At 63.0% G+C, this 26989-nt stretch carries 26 protein-coding genes; 18 read left to right on the plus strand and 8 right to left on the minus strand.

The annotated features are described in order from the left end of the window. Positions 1-32: 32 nt before the first annotated feature. Positions 33-1379 carry an aspartate aminotransferase family protein gene (locus tag J3A98_RS21120; protein ID WP_209968149.1) on the minus strand — a complete coding sequence of 449 codons (1347 nt, stop codon included), beginning with the start codon at positions 1377-1379 and terminating at the stop codon, positions 33-35. 118 nt (positions 1380-1497) lie between these two features. Between J3A98_RS21120 and J3A98_RS21125 the strand changes: the two genes are divergently transcribed. The 5 genes from J3A98_RS21125 (at position 1498) to J3A98_RS21145 (ending at position 5851) form a co-directional block, all read left to right on the plus strand. Beyond that, entirely contained in the window at positions 1498-2415 is a 918-nt protein-coding gene (locus J3A98_RS21125) for a LysR family transcriptional regulator (RefSeq protein WP_176684411.1), read from the plus strand. A 90-nt stretch (positions 2416-2505) separates the two neighbouring features. Then, entirely contained in the window at positions 2506-3168 is a 663-nt protein-coding gene (locus J3A98_RS21130) for a TetR/AcrR family transcriptional regulator (RefSeq protein ID WP_003255279.1), read from the plus strand. A gap of 9 nt (positions 3169-3177) precedes the next feature. Continuing rightward, positions 3178-3762, plus strand: coding sequence for a YigZ family protein (locus tag J3A98_RS21135; RefSeq protein WP_176684410.1), 585 nt, complete (start codon positions 3178-3180; stop codon positions 3760-3762). A gap of 368 nt (positions 3763-4130) precedes the next feature. Beyond that, positions 4131-4817: an SDR family oxidoreductase gene (locus J3A98_RS21140; protein ID WP_176684409.1), complete on the plus strand. Its 687-nt coding sequence runs from the start codon at positions 4131-4133 to the stop codon at positions 4815-4817. An 86-nt stretch (positions 4818-4903) separates the two neighbouring features. Beyond that, positions 4904-5851, plus strand: a complete 948-nt coding sequence (locus J3A98_RS21145) for an adenosine deaminase (RefSeq protein WP_209968151.1) — start codon at positions 4904-4906, stop codon at positions 5849-5851. A gap of 20 nt (positions 5852-5871) precedes the next feature. Here J3A98_RS21145 and J3A98_RS21150 read toward each other — a convergent pair whose 3' ends face one another. Beyond that, positions 5872-6585 (minus strand): helix-turn-helix transcriptional regulator, encoded by a 714-nt coding sequence (locus tag J3A98_RS21150; RefSeq protein ID WP_209968153.1) that lies wholly within the window; start codon positions 6583-6585, stop codon positions 5872-5874. 489 nt (positions 6586-7074) lie between these two features. Between J3A98_RS21150 and J3A98_RS27015 the strand changes: the two genes are divergently transcribed. After that, positions 7075-7272 carry a hypothetical protein gene (locus tag J3A98_RS27015; protein WP_245354978.1) on the plus strand — a complete coding sequence of 66 codons (198 nt, stop codon included), beginning with the start codon at positions 7075-7077 and terminating at the stop codon, positions 7270-7272. Here J3A98_RS27015 and J3A98_RS21155 read toward each other — a convergent pair. After that, complete coding sequence (locus tag J3A98_RS21155; protein WP_176684407.1) at positions 7223-8404, minus strand: multidrug effflux MFS transporter; 1182 nt, start codon at positions 8402-8404, stop codon at positions 7223-7225. The genes J3A98_RS27015 and J3A98_RS21155 overlap by 50 nt on opposite strands. Positions 8405-8512: 108 nt before the next feature. Then, positions 8513-8710, minus strand: coding sequence for a cation transporter (locus J3A98_RS21160; RefSeq protein ID WP_014589568.1), 198 nt, complete (start codon positions 8708-8710; stop codon positions 8513-8515). Between the two features lie 146 nt (positions 8711-8856). Between J3A98_RS21160 and J3A98_RS21165 the strand changes: the two genes are divergently transcribed. The 4 genes from J3A98_RS21165 (at position 8857) to J3A98_RS21180 (ending at position 14213) form a co-directional block, all read left to right on the plus strand. Next, the gene (locus J3A98_RS21165; RefSeq protein ID WP_003255287.1) at positions 8857-9243 is read left to right on the plus strand and encodes a hypothetical protein; all 387 of its coding nucleotides are present in this window, start codon (positions 8857-8859) and stop codon (positions 9241-9243) included. Between the two features lie 52 nt (positions 9244-9295). After that, positions 9296-11695, plus strand: coding sequence for a heavy metal translocating P-type ATPase (locus J3A98_RS21170; RefSeq protein ID WP_209968155.1), 2400 nt, complete (start codon positions 9296-9298; stop codon positions 11693-11695). Next, positions 11692-12102, plus strand: a complete 411-nt coding sequence (gene cueR / locus J3A98_RS21175) for a Cu(I)-responsive transcriptional regulator (RefSeq protein ID WP_176684405.1) — start codon at positions 11692-11694, stop codon at positions 12100-12102. The genes J3A98_RS21170 and cueR overlap by 4 nt, the downstream gene beginning before the upstream one ends. 167 nt (positions 12103-12269) lie before the next feature. After that, positions 12270-14213, plus strand: coding sequence for a methyl-accepting chemotaxis protein (locus J3A98_RS21180; protein WP_209968157.1), 1944 nt, complete (start codon positions 12270-12272; stop codon positions 14211-14213). Between the two features lie 95 nt (positions 14214-14308). Here J3A98_RS21180 and J3A98_RS21185 read toward each other — a convergent pair whose 3' ends face one another. Both J3A98_RS21185 and J3A98_RS21190 read right to left on the minus strand, forming a co-directional pair. Then, entirely contained in the window at positions 14309-15088 is a 780-nt protein-coding gene (locus J3A98_RS21185; RefSeq protein ID WP_209968159.1) for a helix-turn-helix transcriptional regulator, read from the minus strand. Positions 15089-15177: 89 nt separating this feature from the next. Further along, a complete protein-coding gene (locus tag J3A98_RS21190; protein WP_209968161.1) occupies positions 15178-16455 on the minus strand; it encodes an acetyl-CoA C-acetyltransferase in 1278 nt (425 codons plus the stop codon). 117 nt (positions 16456-16572) lie between these two features. Between J3A98_RS21190 and J3A98_RS21195 the strand changes: the two genes are divergently transcribed. The 8 genes from J3A98_RS21195 (at position 16573) to J3A98_RS21230 (ending at position 22798) form a co-directional block, all read left to right on the plus strand. Then, positions 16573-17925 (plus strand): 3-oxoacyl-ACP reductase, encoded by a 1353-nt coding sequence (locus tag J3A98_RS21195; RefSeq protein WP_209968163.1) that lies wholly within the window; start codon positions 16573-16575, stop codon positions 17923-17925. Positions 17926-17927: 2 nt separating this feature from the next. Continuing rightward, on the plus strand, positions 17928-18779 hold the full coding sequence (locus J3A98_RS21200; protein ID WP_209968165.1) for a MaoC/PaaZ C-terminal domain-containing protein: 852 nt from the start codon (positions 17928-17930) through the stop codon (positions 18777-18779). A gap of 77 nt (positions 18780-18856) precedes the next feature. Further along, positions 18857-19162 (plus strand): MazG-like family protein, encoded by a 306-nt coding sequence (locus tag J3A98_RS21205; RefSeq protein WP_176684399.1) that lies wholly within the window; start codon positions 18857-18859, stop codon positions 19160-19162. Next, complete coding sequence (locus J3A98_RS21210; protein ID WP_176684398.1) at positions 19159-19908, plus strand: methyltransferase domain-containing protein; 750 nt, start codon at positions 19159-19161, stop codon at positions 19906-19908. Before J3A98_RS21205 ends, J3A98_RS21210 begins: the two co-directional genes overlap by 4 nt. Before the next feature lie 22 nt (positions 19909-19930). Continuing rightward, positions 19931-20566 carry a DUF4136 domain-containing protein gene (locus J3A98_RS21215; RefSeq protein ID WP_209968168.1) on the plus strand — a complete coding sequence of 212 codons (636 nt, stop codon included), beginning with the start codon at positions 19931-19933 and terminating at the stop codon, positions 20564-20566. A gap of 19 nt (positions 20567-20585) precedes the next feature. Beyond that, the gene (locus J3A98_RS21220) at positions 20586-21155 is read left to right on the plus strand and encodes a DUF4136 domain-containing protein (RefSeq protein ID WP_180688901.1); all 570 of its coding nucleotides are present in this window, start codon (positions 20586-20588) and stop codon (positions 21153-21155) included. Positions 21156-21431: 276 nt separating this feature from the next. Then, positions 21432-21902 (plus strand): A24 family peptidase, encoded by a 471-nt coding sequence (locus tag J3A98_RS21225; protein WP_176684395.1) that lies wholly within the window; start codon positions 21432-21434, stop codon positions 21900-21902. Between the two features lie 119 nt (positions 21903-22021). Further along, positions 22022-22798, plus strand: a complete 777-nt coding sequence (locus J3A98_RS21230) for a response regulator transcription factor (RefSeq protein ID WP_176684394.1) — start codon at positions 22022-22024, stop codon at positions 22796-22798. A gap of 74 nt (positions 22799-22872) precedes the next feature. Here the strand turns inward: J3A98_RS21230 and J3A98_RS21235 are convergent, their stop codons facing one another. Both J3A98_RS21235 and pbpC read right to left on the minus strand, forming a co-directional pair. After that, positions 22873-24537: a POTRA domain-containing protein gene (locus J3A98_RS21235; RefSeq protein ID WP_209968170.1), complete on the minus strand. Its 1665-nt coding sequence runs from the start codon at positions 24535-24537 to the stop codon at positions 22873-22875. Positions 24538-24629: 92 nt separating this feature from the next. Beyond that, positions 24630-26984: a peptidoglycan glycosyltransferase PbpC gene (pbpC, locus tag J3A98_RS21240; protein ID WP_209968172.1), complete on the minus strand. Its 2355-nt coding sequence runs from the start codon at positions 26982-26984 to the stop codon at positions 24630-24632. Between the last annotated feature and the right edge of the window lie 5 nt (positions 26985-26989).

Genomic DNA, 26989 nt, shown 5'->3' on the forward strand with positions numbered 1-26989 from the left:
CGTGCGTGCGCCTGGCATCAAAATCGGAAAGATCAGTCGATCAGGTTCAGGGTTTCGCCTACCGCATCGAACAGGCGGTCCAGTTCCTGCGGCTTGGTATTGAAGGTTGGGCCGAACTGCAGGGTGTCGCCACCAAAGCGTACATAGAAGCCCGCTTTCCACAGCTTCATGGCCGCTTCGTATGGGCGAACGATGGCATCACCGTCACGGGCGGCGATCTGGATGGCGCCGGCCAGGCCGTAGTTGCGGATATCGACGATATTCTTGGTGCCCTTCACGCCGTGCAGCAGCTTCTCGAAATGCGGCGCCAGTTCAGCAGCGGACTGCACCAAATTTTCCTTCTGCAGCAGGTCCAGCGCGGCGATACCGGCGGCACAGGCTACCGGGTGCGCCGAGTAGGTGTAGCCGTGTGGGAATTCCACCGCGTATTCCGGGGTCGGCTGGTTCATGAACGTCTGGTAGATCTCGCTGCTGGCAATCACTGCGCCCATCGGGATGGCGCCGTTGGTCACCTGCTTGGCGATGCACATCAGGTCTGGGGTAACGCCGAAGGCTTCCGAGCCGGTCATCGCACCCATGCGGCCGAAGCCAGTGATCACTTCGTCGAAGATCAGCAGAATGTTGTGCTGGGTGCAGATTTCACGCAGACGCTTCAGGTAGCCCTTCGGCGGCGGCAGCACACCGGCCGAACCGGCCAGCGGCTCGACGATGACTGCTGCGATGTTGGAGGCATCGTGCAGCTCGATCAGCTTGAGCATTTCGTCAGCCAGAGCGATACCGCCCTCTTCCGGCATGCCCTTGGAGAAAGCGTTCACCGGCAACACGGTGTGGGGCAGGTGGTCGACGTCCAGCAACTGACCAAACATCTTGCGGTTACCGTTGACGCCACCCAGGCTGGTACCCGCGATGTTCACGCCATGGTAGCCACGGGCACGGCCGATGATCTTGGTCTTGGTTGCCTGGCCTTTCAGGCGCCAGTAAGCACGCACCATCTTCAGTGCGGTATCGGCGCACTCGGAACCGGAGTTGGTATAGAAGACGTGATTCAGATTGCCCGGAACCAGCTCGGCGATCTTTTCCGCCAGCTGGAACGACAGCGGGTGGCCGAACTGGAACGCTGGCGAGTAGTCCAGCGTACTCAGTTGGCGGCTCACCGCGTCAGCGATTTCCTTGCGAGTGTGCCCTGCGCCGCAGGTCCACAGGCCGGACAGGGCGTCGAAGATCTTGCGCCCGTGGTCATCGACCAGGTAGTTGCCTTCGGCCGCCACGATCAGGCGAGGGTCACGCTGGAAGTTGCGGTTGGCGGTGTAGGGCATCCAGTGGGCGTCCAGCTTGAGCTGGCTGGCGATACCGGCAGGGGCGGTTTCGGGCATGTTCATCGGCGGTTCCTCGGAAGACGATTAGGCAACGATGTATCTTGTTGCAGCTAAATTGGCACGGCGATAGAGTCTGAAAAAGCCTACATTTCTAACCTTCAGACAGGCCGAGACTAAACTAATGAGCCGACGACCCGATCCACTCGCCCAAGTCAGCGATTTCGACATCCGCCTGCTGAAGATCTACCGCAGCGTCGTCGAGTGCGGTGGCTTCTCGGCTGCCGAAAACGTACTGGGCATAGGTCGCTCGGCCATCAGCCAGCAGATGAACGACCTCGAGCAACGCCTCGGCCTACGCCTGTGTCAGCGCGGCCGCGCCGGTTTCTCGCTGACGGAGGAAGGCCGCGAGGTCTACCATTCAGCCCTGCAACTGCTCAGTGCACTGGAAAGCTTCCGCACCGAGGTCAACGGCCTGCACCAGCATTTACGCGGCGAGCTGAACATCGGCCTGACCGACAACCTGGTGACCTTGCCGCACATGCGTATCACCCACGCCTTGGCGGAACTCAAGGATCGGGGCCCTGACGTGCGCATCCAGATCCGTATGATCGCCCCCAGCCAGGTCGAGCACGGCGTGCTCGACGGCAGCCTGCACGTTGGCGTCGTACCACAGACCAGCCCGCTATCGGGGCTTGAGTACCAACCGTTGTACAGCGAACGCTCGCTGCTGTACTGCGCAGTCGGCCACCCGCTGTTCTACGCCGACGACCAGCAGATAGACGACGAACGCCTCAACAGCCAGGAAGCCATCACCCCCACCTTCCGTCTGCCCGCCGAAATTCAGGCGCATTACCAGGCACTGAATTGCACAGCCAGTGCTTCTGACCGCGAGGGCATGGCGTTTCTCATCCTCACCGGGCGCTATATCGGCTACCTGCCCGACCACTACGCCACGTTCTGGGTCCAACAAGGCCGTTTGCGTGCGCTAAAGCCCAGGGAGCGTTTTTATGACCTGAGCCTGAGCTGGGTCACCCGCAAAGGCCGGCGCCCCAACCTGGTGCTGGAAAGCTTCCTCGAAAGCCTGGCTGCGACACGTTGATGCCAGTCTGTGCCGTAAACGCTTGTCACTTCGGCACAGGCAGGTAATCTTGTGCCACAGCCGCAGCCACTGCCCCGTACGGAATCGTCCATGACCCTAGAAGTCCCTGCGCATCGCCTCTCCGCCTCGGGCAAGCCCGCGGGCCGTATCCGCCAGAAGAACGAACAGGCCATTATCCAGGCCGCCGAAGATGAATTCGCCCGCCATGGTTTCAAGGGCACCAGCATGAACACCATCGCCCTCAAGGCGGGGTTGCCCAAAGCTAACCTGCACTACTACTTCACCAACAAGCTGGGCCTGTACATCGCCGTGCTCAGCAACATCATCGAGTTGTGGGACAGCACCTTCAACGCCTTGAGCGTCGATGACGACCCCGGTGAAGCCCTGAGCCAGTACATCCGCACCAAGATGGAGTTCTCCCGGCGCAACCCGCAAGCTTCGCGCATTTTCGCCATGGAAGTGATCAGCGGTGGCACCTGCCTGACCGAATACTTCAGCGCCGATTACCGCGAATGGTTCCGCGGCCGTGCTGCGGTATTCCAGGCCTGGATCGAAGCAGGCAAGATGGACCCGGTCGACCCCGTGCACCTGATCTTCCTGCTCTGGGGCAGCACCCAGCACTACGCCGACTTTGCCACCCAGATTTGCCAGGTGACTGGCCGCAGCCGCCTGACCAAACAGGACATGGAAGACGCGAGCAACAACCTTATCCACATCATTCTGAAGGGCTGCGGCATCAAGCCGGCTGCCTGACCGTCCTTTATGCCTTCTACCCTGCTCGACCTCTGCGAATACCGCGAGGAAATCCGCAAAAGCCGCTTCATCACCCTCGCCGGGCCGATCAGCAGTGCCGCCGACGCGATGAATTTCATCGAACGTCACAGCGACTTGGCCGCAACCCACAACTGCTGGGCCTGGAAACTCGGCGCGCAGTACCGCAGCAGCGACGATGGCGAACCCGGTGGCACCGCTGGGCGGCCGATCCTGGCGGCCATCGAAGCGCAGGACTGCGACCAGGTGGTGGTGCTGGTGATCCGCTGGTACGGCGGCATCCAATTGGGCACCGGCGGCCTGGCCAGGGCCTATGGCGGCGGCGCCAACAAGTGCCTGCAACAGGCGCCCAAGCGCCTGCTGGTGCAACGCAGCAATTTCAGTTGCAGCTGCAGTTTCAGCGAGCTGGCGCTGGTGAAGCTGCGCCTGGCCGAGGTTGACGGCCTGGTCCTGGATGAACAGTTCACCGCCAATGGTGTTGACCTGCTGATTGCCCTCGGTGACGCCCACCTGGCGCCATTGCAACAGCAACTGGCGGATTTGAGCCGCGGACGTATTTTGCTCGAAGCACGCTGAACATTGCCCACAGCAACTGTGGGCCTGCCTGTGGATAAGCTTGGGGCAAGCTCTTGCAGGCTAGTGATTTCAAGGCCCTCAGAGCCTTGATCATATTTTGATCACTATTTGATGACAGTCGTAAACTGCTGAATGTGCGCGACTTACCCCCAGCGAACCGCCCACCCAAACCGCACCCCACTCGCTCACCTTGCACACAATAACTGTGGACCAGCTTGTGGATAACCCGTGTGCCAACCGGCGAAGCGCCCGGCCCCGCAAGGCCCAGACGAAACTGACCATTTTTTGACCAACAGCAAACCAGGCACGCATATCCGCCGTGACGTATGCTCAGTTCCTTTCTCCTACACCGATAAAGGAATGTTCCTATGGCTAATTCAAGAACTGCCCTCATCATCGGCGCCTCGCGCGGGCTTGGCCTGGGCCTGGTACAACGCCTGCACGAAGACGGCTGGAAAATCACTGCCACCGTCCGTAACCCGCAGCAGCCCGGCGCCCTGGCGAACGTGCCCGGCGTGCACATCGAGCAGCTGGAAATGAACGACACCGTCCAACTCGATGGCCTGAAGCAACGCCTGCAAGGCCAGGTATTCGACCTGATATTCGTCAACGCCGGGGTCATGGGCCCCTTGCCGCAAGATCTGGAGGCGGTAAGCAACAGCGACATTGGCGATCTGTTCATGACCAACGCCGTGGCGCCGATACGCGTGGCTCGCCGCCTGGTGGATCAAATACGCGAAGGCAGTGGTGTGCTGGCCTTCATGAGCTCGATCCTGGGAAGCATCACCATCCCCGACGGTGGCGAAATCTGCCTGTACAAGGCCAGCAAGGCGGCACTGAACTCGATGATCAACAGCTTCTTCGTTGAGCAGCAGCGCCCGGACCTGTGCGTGCTGGCCATGCACCCGGGCTGGGTGAAAACCGACATGGGTGGCGAAAACGCCGATATCGATGTGCTCACCAGCACCCGCGGCATGATCGAACAGATCAAGGCCCAAAGCGGCAAGGGCGGCCTGCGCTTCATCAACTACAAGGGCGAACCCTTGGTCTGGTGATTCACCAGGTCGCAGCCCGGCTGGGCGCATTGCCCGGCCGGCCCCTGTAGAATGGCCGCAACTGTACCTGATTGAGATGAACCACTATGTATGACTGGTTGAACGCCCTGCCCAAGGCCGAACTGCACCTGCACCTGGAAGGCTCGCTGGAGCCCGAGTTGCTGTTCGCCCTGGCTGAGCGCAACAAGATCGCCTTGCCCTGGGCCGATGTGGAGACCTTGCGCGGTGCCTATGCCTTCAACAACCTGCAGGAGTTCCTCGACCTGTATTACCAGGGCGCCGACGTGCTGCGCACCGAGCAGGACTTCTACGACCTGACCTGGGCCTACCTGCAGCGCTGCAAGGCCCAGAACGTGATCCACACCGAACCCTTCTTCGACCCGCAGACCCATACCGACCGTGGCATTGCTTTCGAAGTGGTGCTCAACGGCATCAGCCAGGCGCTCAAGGATGGCCGCGAACAGCTGGGCATCAGCAGCGGCCTGATCCTCAGCTTCCTGCGCCACCTCAGCGAGGATGAAGCGCACAAGACCCTCGATCAGGCCTTGCCGTTCCGCGATGCGTTCATTGCCGTAGGCCTGGACAGCTCGGAGATGGGCCACCCACCCAGCAAGTTCCAGCGTGTGTTCGACCGCGCCCGTAGCGAAGGCTTCATCGCCGTTGCCCATGCTGGCGAAGAAGGCCCGCCTGAGTACATCTGGGAAGCCCTCGACCTGCTGAAGATCAAACGTATCGACCATGGCGTGCGCGCCATCGAGGACGAGCGCCTGATGCAGCGCATTATCGACGAGCAGATCCCGCTCACGGTGTGCCCGCTATCCAACACCAAGCTCTGCGTGTTCGACCACATGAGCCAGCACAACATCCTCGACATGCTCGAGCGTGGCGTGAAAGTCACGGTCAACTCGGACGACCCGGCCTACTTCGGTGGCTACGTCACGGAGAACTTCCACGCTCTGCATACCCACTTGGGCATGACCGAAGACCAGGCGCGTCGCCTGGCGCAGAACAGCCTGGACGCACGGCTGGTTTGAGTAGCATGACGACGTTGCGCTCAACCGACCTGCAACGTCGCCACGCGGGCTATGCGATTGATCTGCTGGATACCCAGCGCCGAGATATGCAATGCCCGCGAGTCCTCCAACTCACGCATCCAGCCAGATTGCAGGAACAACCTGAACAAGGCCTGGCCCAGTACGCCCCCCAGATGCGGGCCCTGGTCATTCCATTCGGTGCAGCGGCAGATCACGCAACCTCGTTGCTGGTGTGGCGCCAGGGCATCTATGTACACCCCGACCAAGGCCAACTGCGCCCGCCCCTCGTCACTGACCCTCAAGTGCCGTCCGCTGCCTTCCAACCAGCCAGCCACCACCATGCGATGGTACAGCTCACTGGCCAAATCCCCACCCAGGTGATCGCCACAACGGCGCGCCCGGCGCATCGACAGGGGCAGCGACGATACCGGCGCTTCGGCACGCTCTCCCCTGGCGCTTTCCAGTTGTACGCTGGCCAAGGCCTCTACCGCTGCTCCGACCTGCGGGGTAGCCAGGCAGAAGTAACGTTTGCGGCCCCTGGCTTCATGCCTGAGCAAACCGGCCGACGACAGCAGCGAAAGGTGTGCGCAGGCTGACGATGAAGTCAGGCCAGTCATTATCGCGAGCTCATTGGCCAATCGTGGTGTGCCATCGATCAATGCCCACAGCATGGCACTGCGCTTGGGGTCGGCCATCAGGCTGGCGATCTGGCTGATACTGCTGGCTGCGTTCATGTCCTTGTAACTCCCTGCAATTTCACGGTGGGGATGCGATGGCCAACCCTGCCAGGGAAGCGCCTCTCGCTGGCACTGGCCTGGTTCGCCAGTATAAGCCGCAGAAAACGCCGTTCAGACGCCCACCTGCCGCAGCACCCAGGATGAAAAACCACTGGGTATGTCTACCCATGGCAAGCAGCGAAGCGGCTGCGAAATACTCCCCGGCACCACGTCAACCAAGGCACCGGTACGCCCACACAGGCGCGCTGAAACATCTTGATGAAAACAAACTTGCAGTCATTTCAGATACGGCCCACAGCAACCTTCCGCAAATAGCGCGAAACAAAGCGAAGGTTCTGTGGGTTTGCAGGCATTGCGCCCAAAGCAGGAAACACCGCCAGGAAAATGCACGCACCTACCGTCAGTCAGGACGCTGAAGCGGTGTCATGGCAGGCTCGCGGGCCAGCGCTACACTTGAGCCGCTGCCCTTTCTGGAGGTATGCCGCGATGAAAATTATCGTAAGTGCGTCGAGCCGAAACCCCGCCTGTCCTTGGCAAGTCCAGCTCGATCAGCACGTGGTCAGTTTCCGCAGCGAGGCTGAGGCACGTGCCTTCGTCGCCACGCTGGAAAACCGTCTGCAGGCACCTCATCCCCTCATGCGGGAGCCTTGGCCTGCAGACGTCGGGTCAACAGCGCGACACTGACCGCCAGCGCCCCGCACAGGCTGATCACGATTGCCATTGGCACCGCACTGCCGTCATGCAGCAGGCCGACCAGTGCGGCAGCACCCGCAGCGACGCTGAACTGCACACAGCCCATCAGTGCCGAGGCGCTACCGGCACGCGCGCCCTGTCCGCTCATGGCGCAGGCCGAAGCATTGGGAATGATGCAACCCAGGCTGGCGATACAGATGAACAGCGGCACCAGCAGCGGCCACAACTGCGCTGGGCGCAAGGCCGCCACGCCCAGCAGCACCAGGCCCGCAACCAGATACAGCCACACCGCGCGGCCCAGCAGGAACGCCGGTCCGCGTTTGGCCAGCAAGCGGGCGTTCACCTGCGCCACCAGAATAAAACCTGCGGCATTGGTACCGAACAGCCAGCCGTAGTGCTCTGCGGGTACGCCATACAGCTTGATGAACACGAAAGGCGAACCGGCGATATAGGCAAACATGCCGGCAATGGCGATACCGCCGGTCAGGGCATGGCCGAGGAAAACCCGGTCAGCCAGCAGCCGCAGGTACTGGCGCAACGCACCAGACAGCGGCTGGCGCGGTATATGCTCAGGCAGGCTTTCTGGCAGGCCCAGGCTTACCGCCAACAGGCAGCCGGCACTGAACAGGCTCAGAGCGAGGAAGATCGACTGCCAGCCGGCCAGGTTCACCAGCACCCCACCCAGCATCGGTGCCAGGATCGGCGCCAGGCCCATGACCAGCATCAGTTGCGAAAACACTTTGGCTGAAGCTACCGGGTCGCACTTGTCGCTGACGATAGCCCGCGAAAGCACCATGCCGGCACACCCACCCAATGCCTGGATAAAACGTGCCAGCACCAAGGTGTCGAGGTTGGGGGCATAGGCACAGGCCAGTGAAGCCAAGGTGAACAGGGTGACGCCGAAGATCAGTGGCTTGCGTCGACCAAAGCGATCGGCAACTGGGCCATAGGCCAATTGCCCGATAGACAGGCCCAGGAAGTAAGCGGCCAAAGTGGCCTGGATGTGTTTTTCATCGGTGGCGAACGCTTGCGCCATGGCCGGGAAGGCTGGCAGGTAGAAGTCGATCGCCAAGGGCCCGAACGCACTGAGTGCGCCCAGGATGAGCACCATTCGCAGGTTCATCAGGAATCCATAGCAGGCTAAGCAAGTGACTGATTCTACCTGCTGTGGACCCTATCGATGTGAAAACATTTGCAACACTGTTACCCCCCAGTGGGAGCAATCAGGTCTTCAGGCGAGTTCGGCCTGGTACCCCTCATCCCGAATCGCAGTGAGGATCTGCTCCTGCGCCAACTCGCTCTGCACACGCACCTGTTTGCCTGCCAGATCAACTTCCACCCTGGCTGCCGCATCCTGCTCCTGCACCGCGCGGGTCACGGCTTTCACGCAATGGCCGCAGGTCATGCCTTGTACATTGAACACTTGCATGAGGGTTACCTCCTTCAGGTTTTTCACTAGTCTCAAGCTTGCCATCAGGGCAAGGTCAAGCCTTGCCTGCAACACCCGGGGTGGAAATCCGCGTCCGCGTCGGCCAAGCTGCGCCTTTGACGATCAGGCAAGCAGGAGATTTTTTCATGTTCAGGGCAGCATTGGGCGTCGTCGGGCTATTGGGCGCGCTGGCTGTGGTGCCACCGGCCTTCGCCGAGGGCAACTCGGCCTACAGCGTACTGATCATTTCCCGGGAGCGCCTGGAAGTGGCCACCAGCTGCGAAATCGGCGTGTACCTCAACGACCAGCTTTCCGGGCGCGTTTTCCAGGAGCAGTCTACCTCGTTCAACTTGCCGCCTGGCCCGGTGGATGTACGCCTGCGCCTGCTACCTGGGCAAATGCCGGGTTGCGCCGCTGGTATAGAGGACCAGCGCAGCACGCGTTTGAATCTGCAGGCGGGCCAGATCAACAAATACCGCATCGCCATGGGGCAATATGGGCTGGAGTTGAAACGAGCCGACCTGGGCTATTGACCTTGCCTGCGTGGCAAGGTTGATGCTGGAGGCCTGTCCAAGGAGGAGAGCCATGCCCGCATCCACCACATACGACCTGCCGATCTCCGGCATGACCTGCGCCAGCTGTGCTGGCCGGGTCGAGCGCGCCCTGCGCAAGGTCACCGGCGCTGAACAGGTCAGCGTAAACCTCACCACTGAGAAAGCCCGGGTTCTGGCCGCGCCTGACAGCCTGCCGGCTTTGGTCAAAGCCGTGCGGGAGGCCGGTTACGGGGTGCCCACCCGCACCCTCGAGCTGCAGATTGGCGGCATGACCTGCGCCAGTTGTGTCGGCCGTGTGGAGCGCGCCCTGGGCAAATTGCCGGGGGTCGAGCAGGTCAGCGTCAACTTGGCCAGCGAACGCGCGCACCTCGAAGTGCTTGCGGCCCTGGATAACAACCTGCTGATCGACGCTGTGCAAAAGGCAGGCTACAGCGCCAGCCTGCCACAATCGACCAAGGACGACCAAAGCACTGTCCAGCGACGCCTGCGCAACGAGCGCCTGGCAGTCGGCGCAGCCTTGCTGTTGGCCCTGCCACTGGTATTACCCATGCTGGTGCAACCGTTCGGCTTGCACTGGATGCTACCCGCCTGGGCGCAGTTCCTGCTGGCCACACCCGTGCAGTTCATTCTCGGTGCCCGCTTCTACATTGCGGCCTGGAAGGCCGTGCGCGCCGGTGCTGGCAACATGGACCTGCTGGTGGCCCTAGGCACCAGCGCTGGCTATGGCCTGAGCCTGTACCAATGGGCACAGGCTCCCGCCGGCATGGCCCCGCACCTGTACTTCGAAGCCTCGGCCGTGGTGATTGCCCTGGTATTGCTGGGCAAGTACCTGGAAAGCCGCGCCAAACGCCAGACTGCCAGTGCCATCCGCGCCCTCGAAGCCCTGCGCCCGGAACGCGCCGTGCGCGTGGTCGACGGCCTGGAGGAGGACGTGGCGATCGCCCAGTTGCGCTTGGGCGACCTGGTACTGGTCAAGCCCGGCGAGCGCTTCCCGGTCGACGGCGTGGTCGAAGACGGCAGCAGCCACGCCGATGAGGCCCTGATCAGCGGCGAGAGCCTGCCAGTGCCCAAGCAACCCGGCGACAGCGTTACCGGTGGCGCCATCAATGGCGAAGGCCGGCTGCTGGTGCGTACCCAGGCGCTGGGCACCGAGACCGTGCTGGCGCGCATCATCCGCCTGGTGGAAGACGCACAGGCCGCCAAAGCGCCGATCCAGAAGCTGGTCGACCGTGTCAGCCAGGTATTCGTCCCCGCTGTGCTGGTACTGGCCCTGATCACCCTGATTGGCTGGTGGCTGGCTGGGACACCGCTGGAAATCGCGCTGATCAACGCCGTCTCCGTGCTGGTCATCGCCTGCCCCTGCGCCCTCGGCCTGGCCACGCCCGCGGCGATCATGGCCGGCACCGGGGTCGCCGCCCGCCACGGCATCCTGATCAAGGATGCCGAAGCCCTGGAACGTGCCCATGCGGTCAACCGCGTAGTCTTCGACAAAACCGGCACCCTCACCTCCGGCAGCCCGCGGGTGGTTCACAGTCAGGCGCTGGACGGCAACAGTGCCGACCTGTACCGCCTGGCCGGCGCCCTGCAGCGCGGGAGTGAACACCCACTGGCCAAGGCGGTACTGATGGCCTGTGCAGAGCAAGGGCTGGACGTGCCAAGCGTTGCCGACAGCCAGTCGCTGACCGGGCGCGGCATTGCCGGTCGCGTTGAAGGCCGTGAACTGGCACTGGGCAACCGTCGACTGCTTGACGAAAGCGGGCTGCAGCCCGGCGAGTTGGCCGAAAAGGCCCAGGCCTGGGAAGCCGAAGGGCGCACACTGTCGTGGCTGATAGAACGCGGCACGCAACCAAGTGTGGTAGGCCTGTTCGCCTTTGGTGACAGCCTCAAGCCGGGCGCCGCGCAGGCCATCGACACCCTGCACGCCCAACACATCAGCAGCCACCTGCTGACCGGTGACAACCGTGGCAGCGCCAGAGTGGTTGCCGAGGCCCTGGGCATCGACGATGTGCATGCCGAAGTGCTACCGGCCGACAAGGCCGCGACCGTGGCCGCGCTCAAGCAGGAGGGTGTGGTTGCGATGGTTGGCGATGGTATCAACGATGCACCGGCGCTGGCCGCAGCCGACATCGGCATTGCCATGGGTGGCGGTACCGACGTGGCCATGCAGGCCGCGGGCATCACCCTGATGCGTGGCGACCCGCGCCTGGTGCCCGCCGCACTGGAAATCAGCCGCAAGACCTACGCGAAGATCCGCCAGAACCTGTTCTGGGCATTCATCTACAACCTGATCGGCATCCCGCTGGCCGCGCTAGGTTACCTCAACCCGGTACTGGCAGGTGCCGCCATGGCCCTGTCCAGCGTAAGCGTCGTCAGCAACGCGCTGTGGCTTAAAACGTGGAAACCCACCAGCAACACCCAGGAGGCGCCATGAACATTGGCCAGGCCGCCCGCCGCAGCGGGCTCAGCACCAAGATGATCCGTTACTACGAATCCATCGGCCTGCTCAAACCGGCCACACGCAGCGACAGCGGCTACCGCCTGTACCAGGCGGAAGATTTGCACAACCTGGCCTTCATCAAACGCTCCCGCGACCTGGGCTTTTCCCTCGAGGAGGTCGGCAAGTTGCTGGCCTTGTGGCAGGACCGCCAACGTGCCAGCGCCGATGTGAAGGCGCTGGCCATGCACCATATCGATGAACTGAACCGGCGCATCGAGGAGCTGGTGAGCCTGCGCGACACCCTCGGCGAGCTGGTTTCGCACTGCCAGGGTGACGACCGCCCGGACTGCCCGATCCTCAAAGACCTGGCCAATGGCGCTGCAGGCAGCTGTTGTCACTGAGCTGCCACGAGCGTTTGGTATGCCATAAATGTCCAAACACGACCGAATAGTCACCAACCACGACTTTATCCAATAAATACGGGCCTTTTGGCTTTATAAAACCCGGATGCTGCCGATGTAGTTGCTACCTGCCTCGTGTGTCGAAAATAACAATTCCGGGAGCGTCGATGAGCATCAAACAGAAATTGATCTGGGCATTCGCGGTCATCGCCGGCTTGCCCATCGTTCTGGTGGCCACCCTGGTGGTCATCAACCTGCGCGGCGAAGCCCGCGACGGATTCCTCGACAGCAGCAGCCGGGAAATCCGCCAGGTCAGCAACGCGATGAACATCTTCTTCCAGGGGATCAACCAGAACGTCGAGTACATGGCTTCCCAGCCAATGGTCGCCGCCACGGGTAGCGAGCTGAACAAGTACATGAGCGCAACCCCGTCCTACGAACTGGGCGAGCAGGCCAGCAAAATACTCGACTTCATGACCCGCCTGGCCAACTCACATCCCGCCTACGCCTACCTGTCCTATGGGGTGAATGACGGCGGCTACACCGGCTGGCCGGCCGGCCAGAAGTTTGTCAATTATGACCCACGCACGCGCCCCTGGTACCAACTCGCCATGGCCAACCCTGGCAAGACGTTACGTACCGGCGCCTACTACTGGGCCGCCGACGATGCAGTGCTGGTCAGCACCGTGCGCACCGTGGCCAATCAACTGGGCAACCCCGGCGGTGTGGTCAACATCGACGTGTCGCTCAAGGGCCTGACCGAGATCGTCAAGCAGATCAAACTGGGCGAAAGCGGCTACCTGATGCTGGTGGAAAGCAACGGCAACGTGATGGTCGACCCGCGCGACGCCACCCACAACTTCAAGCAGCTGGGAAGCTTTGGCGACGGTTATGCCAAGCTGGCCAAAGCCGGCAAAGGCCTGGTGGAGGTCGAACTCAATGGCGTGCACTACATGGCTAACGTCTACCCCGACCAGCAACTGGGCTGGACCTTCATCGGCCTGATCGAGCAAAGCGAAGTGATGCAGACCACCACCCGGCTCACCTGGCTGATCGGCGTCATCGCTGTGGTGTTGGCCTCGCTGTTCGCGTTGGTCGGTGCGGCCTTCGCCAAACTGATCGTGCGCCCGATCAACAGTGTCACCAATGGCCTGGAAGACATCGCCCAGGGTGAGGGAGACCTGACCCGCAACCTGGAAATCCGCGGCCGCGACGAAACCGCGCAACTGGCCAGCTGGTTCAACCAGTTCCTCGGGGCCATTCGCAGCCTGATCCAGCACATCGGCACTGCTGCCAGCAAGATCCTCAGCACGTCCAGCAGCTCGACCCGCGTCTCCAGCGACATGGCCGAGGCGGCCGGCCGCCAGCGTGAAGCCGTGGACATGGTTTCCACCGCATTCCACGAAATGGTCGCCACCGCCAATGAAGTGGCACGGTCCTGCAGCCAGGCAGCGCAGTCGGCCGACAGTGGCCAGCAGCAGGCCCGCGAAGGCCAGCAGCAGATCGATGCGGCGGTACACAGCGTTGATCGCCTGAGCCACGAAATCGAGCAGTCGGCGCAGTCGATCCAGCAACTGGAGCGTGACAGCAACGCTATTCAGTCGATCCTCGGCACCATCCGTTCGATTGCCGAGCAGACCAACCTGTTGGCCCTGAACGCCGCCATCGAAGCGGCCCGTGCCGGTGAGCAGGGCCGCGGCTTTGCCGTGGTGGCGGACGAAGTGCGGGCGCTGGCCAAGCGCACTGCCGACTCCACCGCCGAAATCGACGGTCTGCTGGGCAACCTGGCCAGCCGTACCGCCGAAGTGGCCGAGCAGATGCACGCCAGCCTGGAAGTGTCGCAGCAGTCGGTGAGCCGCATTGGCCTGGCCCGCGACAGCTTCGGGCAGATCCGTGAGTCGGTGGACGTGATCCGCGACATGAACACCCAGATCGCCACGGCAGCCGAAGAACAGCATCAGGTGGCCGAGGACATCAACCGGCACATCAGCCAGATTCACGGGGATGCGCAGTTGGTGGCCGAGCTGGCCCAGGCGGCGCGCCAGGACTCCGAGAGCCTGGCCGGGCTGTCCAATGAGCTGGATACGCTGGTGCGCAGGTTCCGCACCTGATGATGCATGGCCTGTGCCGGCCCTTTCGCGGGTGGTAACGCGGCCTCTGTAGGCGCGGGTTTACCCGCGAAGAGGCCGGCACAAGCAACCGTAAACTAAAGCTTCAACTCCCCCGGTGTCGCCCCAAACAGCTGCTTGAACGCCGCAATGTAGGCCGAAGTGGAGTCATACCCACACCCCAGTGCCGCCTCGGTCACATTCTCCCCCGCCTCCAGCAACGCCAGCGACGACAACAACCGCATGCGCTGCCGCCAATTACGAAAGCTCAACCCGGTTTCCCGTTGAAACAGCCGCATCAGCGTCTTCTCCGAACACCCCAGCTCCCGCGCCCATTGCTGCAAGGTCTGCGACTGGTCTGGTGCAGCGATCAAGCCATTGCACAGCGCCAGCAAACCAGGGTGGCGGGGCAACGGCAGCGAAAAACCGACTTCCGGCAAAGTGCGCAACTGGTCGAGCAGCACCGCCACCAGACGCGCCTCGGCGCTGTCGTCCTCTGGGTAATCCGCCGGGAACAGGCAGAACTGCTTGATCAGCTCGCGCGCCAGCGGCGTCACTTCCAGCACCCGGCATTGTTCCGGCGCCCATGGGCAGGCATCGCGGCGTACATACAGGCTGCGCATCTCGGCTTGCATCGAGGTGACCACTTCATGCTCGGCATCGGCAGGGATCCACACCCCCCACTGCGGTGGGGCAAAGTAACTGCCGTCGCGTGTGTACACGCCGAGTACGCCGCTGATGGCGTAGGAAAACTGTACCCAGTCGTGCCGGTGGCGAGTGGTCCACGAACCGGCGCCAAGGCTTTCGGCACGGGCGTAGAGCGGTCTGGGCAGGTGTTCCAGCGCGGGGATAGCGCGGGGGTGTCCGATGATCGGCATGGTATTTTCTTTTAGTTCTGGCCAGACAAGCCTAACAGCTGGATCATGATCGAGGCACTCGCCGCCTCTGCCGTTACCCTGGAGGTACTTCAGCGCTCGACGATAACGGTCACCCCCTGCCCGCCTGCCGCACAGATCGAAATCAGTCCGCGCCCCTTACCCGCCGTCGCCAGCAGCTTGGCCAGGCTGGCCAATATCCGCCCACCGGTTGCCGCAAACGGGTGCCCGGCCGCCAGCGAACTGCCCTTGACATTGAGTTTGCTACGGTCGATCGCGCCAAGCGGCGCCTCCAGGCCCAACCGCTCACGGCAGTAGTCGGCATCCTCCCAGGCCTTGAGCGTGCACAGCACCTGGGCAGCAAAGGCTTCGTGGATTTCGTAATAGTCAAAGTCCTGCAGCGTCAGGCCATTGCGTGCCAGCAAGCGCGGCACGGCATACACAGGCGCCATCAACAACCCTTCGCGCCCCGTGACAAAATCCACCGCAGCGGTTTCGCCATCGACCAGATAGGCAAGCACCTGCAACCCCTGCTGCTGCGCCCACGCCTCGCTGCCCAACAGCACCAGCGAAGCACCATCGGTCAACGGCGTGGAGTTACCCGCCGTCAACGTGCCCTGCCCGCTGCGGTCAAAGGCTGGTTTGAGTCTGGCCAACTGCTCAAGACTCAGGTCGGGGCGCAGGTTGTTGTCCCGTGTCAGCGAAAGATACGGCGTCAACAGATCTTCCTGCCAACCCTCGGCATAGGCAGCGGCCAGCTTCTGGTGGCTAAGCAGGGCCAGTTCGTCCTGCTCGGTACGGCCAACGCGCCAGGTGTGGGCCATGCGCTCGCAATGCTCGCCCATCGACAACCCCGTGCGCGGCTCGCTATTGCGTGGTAGTTCGGGTTTCAGGTGACGAGGCCGCAGCTTGAGGAAAGGCTTTAACCGTTCGCCAAGGCTTTTGCCACGGTTGGCCTGCAGCAATATATGGCGCAAGCCTTCGTTGACGGCGATGGGCGCATCGGAGGTGCTATCGACACCGCCAGCAATACCGCAGTCGATCTGCCCCAGGGCAATCTTGTTGGCCACCAGCAGCGCAGCCTCCAGCCCGGTACCGCAGGCCTGCTGGATGTCGTAGGCCGGGGTCTGCGCAGACAGGCGCGAACTCAACACGCACTCGCGGGTCAGGTTCATGTCGCGCGAGTGCTTGAGCACGGCACCGGCCACCACCTCGCCCAACCGCAGCCCGTGCAGGCGATAGCGTTCGATCAAGCCTTCAAGCGCGGCCGTGAGCATCGCCTGGTTGCTGGCCGTGGCGTAGGCGCCATTGGCGCGGGCGAAGGGGATCCGGTTGCCACCCAGGATCGCGACCCGGCGAGCTGAACGCATGCGCTTATTCCTCCTGAAACAATTTGATCGGTACAGCCTAGGTGTTTTTACCGCATTCGAACGACCCTGCCGCAAAGTTGGTCCACACTTTCAAGCTTGCCTTTCGGGAGACCCCTCATGAGCGATCGCTACCTCGGTTTTGCCAACTCCAATCTCGGCCGCCGCCTCGTGGATGCCCTTGGCCTGCCACGCCCGGCGCCACTGGAGCGCTGGCAGGCTGGCCGCCTGCGCCCGGTAGAAGGTGCCCTGGTACTGGGTGGCGGGCCACTGGCGAAGCAGGTCGAAGCCATCGCCCCGTGCCTTACTGACGAGGTTTACAGCTTCAGCGCCGACAACCTGCAGGCTGAAGCCTGGGTGGCCGGCCTGGGGCCGAAAATCAAGGCCGTGGTATTCGATGCCAGTCATTTGTCCGACAGCGATGCACTGAAGCAGTTGCGTGAATTTTTCCAGCCGCTGCTACGCAGTCTGGCCCCATGCGCCCATGTACTGGTTTTAGGCCTTGCACCGGAAGGCCTCGACAACCCACTGGCCAGCGTTGCACAGCGTGCCCTTGAGGGCTTCAGCCGCTCACTGGCCAAGGAACTGCGCAATGGCGCTACTGCCCAGCTGTTGTATGTCGCCCCCGGTGCCGAAGATCAGCTGGAAGGCGCCCTGCGCTTCTTCCTCTCGCCAAAGAGTGCCTTCATCTCTGGCCAGGTTCTGCGCCTGCAAGCCTGCACCAGCCAGGTGGAAGACTGGACCCGCCCACTCGGCGGTCGCCGTGCGCTGGTCACGGGGGCTGCGCGCGGCATCGGTGCCGCCATTGCGGAAACCTTGGCACGGGACGGCGCCGATGTACTGCTGCTGGATGTACCGCAGGCCAGCCAGGACCTCGACGCCCTCGCTGCACGCCTTGGCGGCAAGGCACTGCCATTGGATATATGCGCTAGCGATGCGGCAACGCAACTGCTCGCAGCCCTGCCCGACGGCATCGATATCGTGGTGCACAACGCCGGGATCACTCGCGACAAGACACTGGCCAACATGACGCCGGAATACTGGGACGCCGTGCTGGCCGTGAACCTCAAGGCACCGCAGGTGCTCACCCAGGCGCTGTATGACAACGGCGCGCTGGGGGAAAACGCGCGCATCACCCTGCTGGCCTCGGTCAGCGGCATTGCCGGCAACCGCGGGCAGGCCAACTATGCCGCGAGCAAAGCCGGGCTGATCGGCCTGGCCCAGGCCTGGGCGCCACGGCTCGCCGAGCGCGGTGGCAGCATCAACGCCATCGCCCCCGGTTTCATCGAAACCCACATGACTGCAGCCATGCCCATGGGCCTGCGCGAGGCAGGGCGGCGCCTGAGTTCGCTGGGCCAGGGTGGGCGCCCGCAGGACGTCGCCGAAGCCATTGCGTGGCTCAGCCAGCCAGGCTCCGGGTCGGTCAACGGCCAGGTGCTGCGGGTGTGCGGCCAGGCACTGATGGGAGCTTGAGCATGAGCCGACAATGGCACGATCTGCACAACCCGGCCGCCCGCGCCAGCCTGTACCTGCGCGCAGCCAGCAAACGCACCATCAGCGGCGACCAGCTACCGGACGATGGCCTGCGCTGTTTCATTCGGGTTCAGCCAGGCAACCTGGGGGCGTATCGAAGGCTTTGCCACTTTCCCGATGATGGCCGCCTGCCGGGGACTTATCCACATGTGATGGCGTTTGCCCTGCAATTGCAGCTGATGACTGCCGATGATTTCCCCTTCCCGCTGCTTGGCCTGGTACACCTGCACAACCGCATCGAAGTGCTGCGCCCCCTTGGTGCTGTCGAAGGGCTGCGTTTTGCGGTGCACGCGCATAACCTGCAGCGCCATGCCAAAGGGGGCTCCTTCGACCTGGTCACCGAGGCTGAAGATGGCATCGGCCTGCTCTGGCGCGAGACCAGCCGCATGTTGGTGCGTGGCTTGGCGCTGGAAGGCGAGGCAAGTGAGCCCGCCGACACTGAGCCTGATCCATTGCCCGAGGCCACCCGCTGGTATGCCGACAGTGATATCGGTCGGCGTTATGCCAAGGTGTGCGGGGATTACAACCCTATCCACCTCAGTGCGGTCAGTGCGCGGTTGTTCGGCTTTCCCACGGCCATTGCCCATGGCATGTGGACCAAGGCCATGGCCTTGGCCGCGCTGCGTGGGCACCTGCCGCACAGTGGCTATGCCTTTGAGGTGGACTTCCGCAAGCCGGTAAGGTTGCCTTCGGAGGTGGTGCTCAGTGCCAGTGAAGCGGGCCCTTCGGGCCAACTGCGCCTGGATGGGCACGGGGACGTGCTGCATATGGTCGGCCGTTGGGAGTGCCTGTAGGCCGGGCCTGTCCTGGCGGTATACGCTTGCTTTGCATCGGGCCTGGGCAGAAGCTATGCAGCAATAGGAGACCCCCGATGAACCTGCAAGAAATCACCCAACGCCTGCATCAGATCCGCGATACCAACGACTGGCGCGGCTTCCACAGCCCGAAGAACCTGGCCATGGCCGCCAGCGTCGAAATGGCCGAGCTGGTAGAAATCTTCCAGTGGCTGAGCGAGGACGAATCGCGCCAACTGCCTGCCGACAAACTGGCCCACGCCGGCCAGGAAGTCGGTGACGTGGTGCTCTACCTGTTGCTGCTGTGCAGCGAACTGGGTCTGGACATGGACCAGGTGGTGCGTGCCAAGCTGGCCGACAGCGAGAGGCGCTTCGCCCGATGAACGATCGTCATTTCGATGAGCTGGCCACCCGCTTTGCCGAAAAGATCTATGGCGGCGCCAAGGGTGCGATCCGCCTGGCGGTGTTGCAGGCCGACCTGGCCGAAGCGCTACCCGACCGCCCGCTACGCATCCTCGACATCGGCGCCGGGTTGGGCCACATGGCCTTGTGGCTGGCCGAGCGCGGCCACCAGCTGACCCTGGCCGAACCTGCGGCGCCCATGCTCGAAGGCGCCAGGGCGCGCTTTGCCGAAGCCGGCCAGACCGCGACCTTCATCCAGGCACCCTGGCAAGACCTGCTCGGCCAACTGACCGAGCGCTACGACCTCGTGCTCTGCCATGCCGTGCTCGAATGGCTGGCCGAACCCGAGAGCATCCTGCCAGTGCTGCACCAGCTCACGGCGCCCGACGGCTGGTTATCGCTGGCCTTCTACAACCGCGACGCACTGGTCTATCGCAACCTGCTCAAGGGCCATTTCCGCAAGTTGCGCAGCAACCGGCTGGAAGGTGAAAAGCAGAGCCTGACCCCACAGAAACCGCTTGATCCACGCGAACTCAAGGCGCAACTTGAGCCTATGTGGCAGGTTGAAAGCGAAAGCGGCGTGCGGGTGTTTCACGACTATATGCCCAAGGAATTCCAGGGCAAGGCCGAGCTGCTCGACCTGCTGGAAATGGAACTGGCCCACCGTCGCCACCCTACCTTCGCCGGACTTGGCCGCTACCTGCACTGGGTCTGCCGCCCCCGCTAATCCGCCACGCCGGGAGGAACACATGCCGTACCGTCTGTTGTGCCTGGCCCTGCTGCCCATTGCCCTGGCTGGTTGCCAGGGCAGCAACCCGTATGTGGCCAGCAGCCGCCCGTTACCACCGGCCCCTGCGCAGGCGGCCCACACCTTCGACGCCAGTGCTTACCCTGCACCCGCTCGTGACTATGGGCACTACCGCAGCTGGAGCTGGCGCAACGGCCAGTTGCCCAGCGGCGCTGTGGGTGCCGACCCGGCGCAACTGGCCGATGCGGTGAGCGGCGCGCTCGACCAGCATGGCCTGCGCCCCTCTCGCGCAGGCCCTGGCGATTTGCTGGTGAGCGCCGGTATGCGCCTGGAAAAACGCTTGCGACAGGTGCGTGACTACGACAGCTACGACCCCTACTACGGGCCGTACCCTTATGGTGGCGTGGGCTATGGCGGCTATCACCATGGTTATGGGGGCTATGCCAGCGTGCCCATCGTGCGTACCTACGAGGTCGAAGTCCTGGTGGTACGCATCGACCTGTACGACGCCCGCAGCGGCCAACCGGTCTGGAGCGCCAGCGCCGAAAGCAGCAGCAACAAGGACTCGCCCCGCGAGCGCGAAAGTGCCTTGCGCGATTCTGTGCACAAGGCGCTCAGCGGCTATCCTCCCAGTTAATAGCTAACGGAGAACCATCATGTTGCGCCGTCTCGTTCTACTGTCATTCGCATTGTTGCTCGCTGCCTGCTCGAGCAACAACGTCCAGCAGGATTTCGATGCCAGCCGCGATTTTGCCGCCTACCGTAGCTGGGCATGGCAGGAGCCAGGCCTGCAGTACCGCCCGGATGACCCAAGGATCAAGAGCGACCTTACCGAGCAGCGCATTCGCCAGGCGGTGGCAGACCAACTCGACCAGCGTGGCCTGCGTCCGGTACAAGGCGGAGCGCGGCCCGACCTGGCAGTACGCACGTACCTGATCGTGGAACAGCGCCAACAACAGATCACCACCAACTACGGCGGTGGCTGGGGTGGCTACTGGGGCGGCTACTGGGGTGGCCCGATGTACAACGAAACCCGCAGTGTCGACTACAAGGTCGCCACCATCCAGGTCGACATGTTCGATGGGCGTGACGGCAAGCTGGTATGGCGCGGCAGTGCCGAGCAGATCATGAACAACTACCCGCCAAGCCCGGAAGAACGTAACAGCGCAATCCGCAACACCGTGGCCAAGGTGCTGGGCAACTACCCACCGGGCAGCAAAAAATAGCGTCGGAATATGGCGTTGGCATGCACCGTGGCCCGCGAAGGAAGTGGCACGGTGCATGTTACTGCCTTCGCGGCTGAACCCGCGCCTACACTGATCGCGATTCTCAGTACGACTGAATCCCCTGCCAGGCCGGTGTCAGCTGCGACAAAATCCATTCCACGCACGCCTTTTTTCCGTTGCCAACCGCACTCCCCCGCGCGTTCCCGTCTATCTTCATCTAGGTAAACCTGACTGACCGGGTAGAAGTGTTCAACATTTGGGAAAGGCGACCTGCCAATGCAAAGCATTGTTCTCCTGCTGTGGCTTGCCTTGTGCTCCGAACAGGATGTGCGTCAACGCCAGATCTCCAACATGCTGACCCTGGGGGTGGCTGGCTGCGCCCTGGCCTGGCTGTTCGCTACCGGCCACAGCTGGATAGGCGCCGATGCCAGCGATGCCGGTTGGGCGCTGGCCATCGTCATGCTGCTGACCCTGCCAGGCTACATGCTCGGCCGCTTCGGCGCTGACGACGTCAAGCTGATGGGCGCCCTGGCCCTGGCCACAAGCCCGCAATATGTACTCGGCACCTTTATTGGCGCGGGTGTCAGTGTGCTGGTCTGGCTATTGACCCGCCGACGCCTGTGGACTCTGCTCAATCCCAAGATAAAGAAGCGTTTGCAGGCCCTGACCGAGGAAATGGGCGACAAGCAGGCTTTCGTCCCTTATGTGTTGTCAGGTTTTCTTCTGACAGCCGTATGGATCCAGTAAGCCTTCCAGTGGTCCGATGACTTGTACACGCCTTGTACAATTTCGCCTAGTGCGACTACTTTTAAGCTGCCAGAGCGTCTGGCACGGGAGCAGGGCCGTATAAGAACAGGGAGTTGATCGTGTCCAGATCAGTGAGTGAAGTGAAGGTGTTGGTGGTTGATGACCAACCGGTCATTGTCGAACAACTGAGTGAATTCCTCGAAACCAAGGGCTATGCCTGCGTTACAGCCCTCTCAACCGACGAAGCCATCGAGCACTATGTGGCAGACCCTAGCATCGGCCTGCTTATCTGTGACCTGCACATGCCCGATCGGGACGGCATCGAGCTGGTGCGCGCCTTGAAGGAGATCAACGGCAGCCAGCGCATGTTCGAAGCCATCATGTTGACTGGGCGTGCCGAGAAGCAGGACTTGATCCGGGCGCTACGCGAAGGTTTCGCCGATTACTACCAGAAGCCGATGGACCTCGATGAACTGCTGGCAGGCGTCCGCCGGCAGGAAGAGGTCTTGCTGGAGCGCCAGCGCAATATCCGTGATCTGGGTGGATTGAACCAGCGCTTGCAGGAACTGGCCGAGTCGGTGGACGAACTGTATCAGGACCTGGAAAAAGCCCGTGGCCAAGGCACCCACCGGCGTGCCAGTGATGCAGAAGAAAGCGAAAGCGAGCTGCCAGCAGCGTTCGAGAAACTGTCACCACGCCAATTGGAAGTGGCGCGCCTGGTTAGCAAGGGCAAGACCAATTACCAGATCGCCTGTGAACTGGGCATTACCGAAAACACCGTGAAGCTGTATGTATCTCAGGTATTGCGTTTGACGCATATGCACAACCGCACCCAACTGGCTCTGGCGCTGACCCCTAGCTCGTCGCCCGTGCACCAGCGGTTCACGACCCATTGAGTGAAGGCTCGGCACACCATTCTGGAGCGGCCTAGCGCTGCGAAAGGCTGCTCCTGCAAGCCCATAGTTGCCTGCTACAACTGGATCGCCAGGTTCAACGACAGCCGAGGCCCACGGTCCAGGCTATCCAGCGCCACATCCGCCAACGGCTTGGCCACTTCCAGCGCCACATTGAACATATGCCCAGCCCCTAACCGCACACCCAGCGCCACCGAAGCCAGATGGGCGTCCTCCACCGGTCCCCGGTTATGCCAGGCCTGTGCGGTATCCACCACCGCATAGGGCTGAACCCGCGCAAGCCAGCTACTTCGCATGCTGTAGTTAAGCTCGTAAGCCACACACCAGCCCTTGTCACCGTCCGCCTGATCGCGCGGGTAGCCACGCCCGAAATTCTGCCCGCCAAACCCCGCACGCTCACTGTCGGGCAAGCGATCGTCACTCCAGTACAACGCACCGGATACCACCCCCTGCCAGTTTTCCAGCAGCGTGTCGCTCTGCAGGCCGGAAAGCCGAAAGCGCAGGAAATCGAGATCGTAGTCAGCATCGCTGCGTGCCCCCAGATAGTCCAGGCCCTGATAGACCCCGACACTGACGATACGCAAACGCCCCTGCTCCACCTTGCGCCAGTCACCTTCGAATGACAGCGCCCGTACATAGGTGTCGTACTTGCGAAACGGTGGCTGCTCGGCCGTCCGGTCTTGATCTTTCTCACTGACTGAGTACACGTGGCCCTGCACCGCCAGCCACTCATTCGGCCTTACGATCACCGGCTGGCGCAAACCGATCGCATAGCGTTCACTGTCGTGCTTGCGAGTGATATCGCGGCCATCGTCCAGACGTATGCGCGTGCCGGGCTCGCTGCGGTAGCGCGAGGCCGATAGCAGCAGTTGGCTACCGGCAGAGTCCAGGTACTGGCTGTAATCGAGACGCTGGTAATGGACCCGGTCTTCCCCAGAGGGCAGCAGCCAACTGGCCGCGAACTGTTCGCCATGGCGAGTCTGGGCATTGCTGGCTGCCGTCAACAGGGCCTGAGCAGCGTCACGGCTGGAGTCGGCCACGGTCACCGCGGCGCTGAGCGGCTTGCGCCGTGCATGCACGGTCAACTGGGCGACATCCTCGGCAGCCCGCGCCATTGTCAGTTCGGCCTCTACCACGACCCCTGGCATGCGCGTAGCCAGGCCCAGATAGCGCTCCAGCGTTTCGCGGGTCAGTGGGCGCTCGGCCTCAATGCGCGCCAGCAACTGCTGCAAATACTCATTGGCCGGTCCAATATCGCCGTCCACGTGGTGATCACGTACGTAACCTTCGACCAGCACCACGTTGACCCTGCCATCGGCCACATCCTGAGGCGGCAGGTAGGCATACGACAGCAAGTAGCCCTCCTGCCGGTAGCGTTGGGTCAGGCGCTGGGTGTATTGCTGCAATTCACCCAACGTGGTTTCGCGCCCGATCAGCGGCTGATAGTGTTCGCGCAGGTCGCCCAAGGGGAACACCGTGCCGCCCTCGAAACGCACTTTTTGCAGCACCAGCCGGGTGTTGGCCGGGGCCCAGTCGGGGTTGTCGATAGCCGCCCCTGCCAACCATATGTGGGGGCTCACAGGGGAGTAGTCCGTCATCGGCAGATTGGCGCTGGGCAGACGCCGCTCGTATTCATGGCTGTCGAGAAACCCCGGCAACGGGTCTGCGTGAGCAGCAAGTGCCCAAAGCAGCAACATCAGGGGCACGACCAGAGGACGCATAGGGCACTCCATGTTCCCATGGGTTGCGGGGCACCAGCCGGTCACACCCGTCACTTGCAAGCGTAGGTGCTGGCCCGGCGGCCGTCGAACACCTACTCGCTGACCTGGAACGCCACCCGCGCCGTCTGACCGCTTTCGTCCAGCACGCTGAGTTCAGCCTGCCCGACCTGTGGCAAACGCAACAACAGGCTGTCCTGCCCTTGGGTTTCGCCCAACGGTCGGCCGTTGAGGAACCACCAGCGCCGTCCGCCCCCCCCCAAGGCAGATACCTGCAATTGCAACGGCTCAGTGTTGGTGGCCGGGCGGCGCAGATGGTCGCCAGGGCGCACACCGACGATCGACAGCGGTGGTGCACTGGCCGGCGCCTGCGGCGGGCAGGCCGGGTCGATGGCCGGCAAACGCGCCATGCGCCGCTCGACACGCGGTAGCCACGGCTCCAGCGGCGCCGGCCACAGGACGATGTCACGAGCCCTGGCGCCCGGGCAGCTACCATCGACCCGCAGGCCCTGCTCGTTGACCCACACTGTTTCGCGCAAGCCCAGGCCCAGCGGCTGGTCAGTTGCCTGCAAGGTTGGCGGCGTGGTGCCGTCCAGGGTCCATGCAAAGCGCTGACGCCGACAGTTGGTGTCCTGCTTGCTCATTGGCTGGCCCAGCGGCCAACAGATTGCCGCAACGCCAATATTCGCAGGTACTCGCTCTACCGGGACGCTGATACCGCGTTGGCTGTCGCGATTGCTCAACAGATCGTGCACCTGCAACATCAGCGGCGCCGCCGACGCCAGGCCGAACTGACCGGGCACCGGTGTACCGTCGGGGCGGCCAATCCATACGCCAATCAGGTAGCGCGGCCCCACGCCAATCGACCAGGCATCGCGAAAGCCGTAGCTGGTGCCAGTTTTCCAGGCCAGTTGCGGGCGCTGCACCAGTTCGGCGTGCGGGTCGCGGTCCGGGCGCGCCTGGCCACTGAGAATACGCCGGATGATCCACGCCGCCCCCGGTGACAGCAACCGGTGCTCCACCAGGGGGGCCTGTGGCTGCAAGCGCACCTGCGCACTGTTGCCCCCCCGCGCCAGCGCCGCGTAGCCGCCGACCAAGTCTTCCAGGCGGCTGCCGGCACCGCCCAGGATCAACGACAGGTTGGGCTCGGCAAGGGGCGGCAGTATCAGCGGCATGCCCGCCATGCGCAATTGCGCGGCAAAGCGTTTCGGGCCGTAGGCTTCCAGCAATTGCACGGCGGGCAGGTTGAGCGACAGGGCCAGCGCTGAGCTCGCCGACACCGGCCCGCTGAAACCCATGGAGAAGTTGCCAGGGCGATAGTCGCCATAGCGTCGTGGAACATCTTGCAACAGCGATTCGGAATGGATCAGGCCATCGTCCAGCGCCATGCCGTAAAGAAACGGCTTGAGGGTGGAGCCGGGCGAACGTAACGAGCGCACCATGTCGACATGGCCAAAGCGGCGCTCATCAGACAAATCTATCGAGCCCAGGTACGCGCGCACCGCCATGCTCTGCGCTTCGACCACCAGAATGGCGGCCGAGGTACGCTCGGGCAGCCGGGCGCGCCAGCCCAGCAACAAGTCTTCGAGGCGCCGCTGAAGCGCAGCGTCAAGCGTGGTCCGAATCAGTGGCGGGCTGTCAGCACTGTTCAGGCGTCGGGCCAGCAATGGCGCCAAAGCCGGCTCCTGGCGTGGCGCCAACACCAACGGCTCCTCGGCTGCCTCGCGGAGCTGCTGGGCCGGCCATACCTGGTATTCAGCCAGGCGCTGCAGCACCTTGTCCCGGGCACGCTGGGCACGCTCGGGGTGGCGGTCCGGGCGCAGCCGGCTGGGTGCCTGGGGCAGCACAGCCAGCAGCGCCGCTTCGGCGGGTGTCAGGTGACGGGGGGACTTGCCCAGGTACGCCCAGCTGGCTGCCGCCACGCCCTGAAGCGTGCCGCCGAAAGGTGCGCGGTTCAGGTAGATCTGCAGGATGTCACGCTTGGACAAGTGCCACTCCAGCTGCAACGTGCGCCATAGCTGGCGCAGTTTACCGCCCAGGGTACGGTCGTGCGGGTCGAGCAGGCGTGCCACCTGCATCGACAGTGTGCTGCCGCCCGACACGACACGCCCGCTGCGCAGGTTCAGCCAGGCCGCACGGGCCAATGCCAGCGGGTTGACCCCTGGGTGGTCGTAGAACCAACGGTCCTCGTAAGCCAGCAAGGCCTGCAGGTAAAGCGGCGAAACCTCTTCAGGGCTAACTGGGTAGCGCCACACGCCCTCAGCATCGGCAAATCGCCACAACGGTGTGCCGTCTTCGGCCAGCACTACCCGGGCCAGGTCGTCACCCGGCATCGGCAGCGGCCAGATACGATCAGCCAGCCAGAACAGGCCGCCCAGCACCAGCAAACTGATCAGCGTGGCACGCAACAACCTGCCCGCACGGCTGCGTGGTCGCGCTAAGCTTGGCATCGGGA

The sequence above is a fragment of the Pseudomonas sp. BP6 genome (assembly GCF_017875935.1).
Taxonomy (GTDB): Bacteria; Pseudomonadota; Gammaproteobacteria; order Pseudomonadales; family Pseudomonadaceae; genus Aquipseudomonas; species Aquipseudomonas putida_Y.

Excerpts from the sequence above, each read along its gene's own strand:
- J3A98_RS21120 (WP_209968149.1), bottom strand. The coding sequence starts at position 1,379 with ATGAACATGCCCGAAACCGCCCCTGCCGGTATCGCCAGCCAGCTCAAG.
- J3A98_RS21125 (WP_176684411.1), top strand. The coding sequence starts at position 1,498 with ATGAGCCGACGACCCGATCCACTCGCCCAAGTCAGCGATTTCGACATC.
- J3A98_RS21130 (WP_003255279.1), top strand. The coding sequence starts at position 2,506 with ATGACCCTAGAAGTCCCTGCGCATCGCCTCTCCGCCTCGGGCAAGCCC.
- J3A98_RS21135 (WP_176684410.1), top strand. The coding sequence starts at position 3,178 with ATGCCTTCTACCCTGCTCGACCTCTGCGAATACCGCGAGGAAATCCGC.
- J3A98_RS21140 (WP_176684409.1), top strand. The coding sequence starts at position 4,131 with ATGGCTAATTCAAGAACTGCCCTCATCATCGGCGCCTCGCGCGGGCTT.
- J3A98_RS21145 (WP_209968151.1), top strand. The coding sequence starts at position 4,904 with ATGTATGACTGGTTGAACGCCCTGCCCAAGGCCGAACTGCACCTGCAC.
- J3A98_RS21150 (WP_209968153.1), bottom strand. The coding sequence starts at position 6,585 with ATGAACGCAGCCAGCAGTATCAGCCAGATCGCCAGCCTGATGGCCGAC.
- J3A98_RS27015 (WP_245354978.1), top strand. The coding sequence starts at position 7,075 with ATGAAAATTATCGTAAGTGCGTCGAGCCGAAACCCCGCCTGTCCTTGG.
- J3A98_RS21155 (WP_176684407.1), bottom strand. The coding sequence starts at position 8,404 with ATGAACCTGCGAATGGTGCTCATCCTGGGCGCACTCAGTGCGTTCGGG.
- J3A98_RS21160 (WP_014589568.1), bottom strand. The coding sequence starts at position 8,710 with ATGCAAGTGTTCAATGTACAAGGCATGACCTGCGGCCATTGCGTGAAA.
- J3A98_RS21165 (WP_003255287.1), top strand. The coding sequence starts at position 8,857 with ATGTTCAGGGCAGCATTGGGCGTCGTCGGGCTATTGGGCGCGCTGGCT.
- J3A98_RS21170 (WP_209968155.1), top strand. The coding sequence starts at position 9,296 with ATGCCCGCATCCACCACATACGACCTGCCGATCTCCGGCATGACCTGC.
- cueR (WP_176684405.1), top strand. The coding sequence starts at position 11,692 with ATGAACATTGGCCAGGCCGCCCGCCGCAGCGGGCTCAGCACCAAGATG.
- J3A98_RS21180 (WP_209968157.1), top strand. The coding sequence starts at position 12,270 with ATGAGCATCAAACAGAAATTGATCTGGGCATTCGCGGTCATCGCCGGC.
- J3A98_RS21185 (WP_209968159.1), bottom strand. The coding sequence starts at position 15,088 with ATGCCGATCATCGGACACCCCCGCGCTATCCCCGCGCTGGAACACCTG.
- J3A98_RS21190 (WP_209968161.1), bottom strand. The coding sequence starts at position 16,455 with ATGCGTTCAGCTCGCCGGGTCGCGATCCTGGGTGGCAACCGGATCCCC.
- J3A98_RS21195 (WP_209968163.1), top strand. The coding sequence starts at position 16,573 with ATGAGCGATCGCTACCTCGGTTTTGCCAACTCCAATCTCGGCCGCCGC.
- J3A98_RS21200 (WP_209968165.1), top strand. The coding sequence starts at position 17,928 with ATGAGCCGACAATGGCACGATCTGCACAACCCGGCCGCCCGCGCCAGC.
- J3A98_RS21205 (WP_176684399.1), top strand. The coding sequence starts at position 18,857 with ATGAACCTGCAAGAAATCACCCAACGCCTGCATCAGATCCGCGATACC.
- J3A98_RS21210 (WP_176684398.1), top strand. The coding sequence starts at position 19,159 with ATGAACGATCGTCATTTCGATGAGCTGGCCACCCGCTTTGCCGAAAAG.
- J3A98_RS21215 (WP_209968168.1), top strand. The coding sequence starts at position 19,931 with ATGCCGTACCGTCTGTTGTGCCTGGCCCTGCTGCCCATTGCCCTGGCT.
- J3A98_RS21220 (WP_180688901.1), top strand. The coding sequence starts at position 20,586 with ATGTTGCGCCGTCTCGTTCTACTGTCATTCGCATTGTTGCTCGCTGCC.
- J3A98_RS21225 (WP_176684395.1), top strand. The coding sequence starts at position 21,432 with ATGCAAAGCATTGTTCTCCTGCTGTGGCTTGCCTTGTGCTCCGAACAG.
- J3A98_RS21235 (WP_209968170.1), bottom strand. The coding sequence starts at position 24,537 with ATGCGTCCTCTGGTCGTGCCCCTGATGTTGCTGCTTTGGGCACTTGCT.
- pbpC (WP_209968172.1), bottom strand. The coding sequence starts at position 26,984 with ATGCCAAGCTTAGCGCGACCACGCAGCCGTGCGGGCAGGTTGTTGCGT.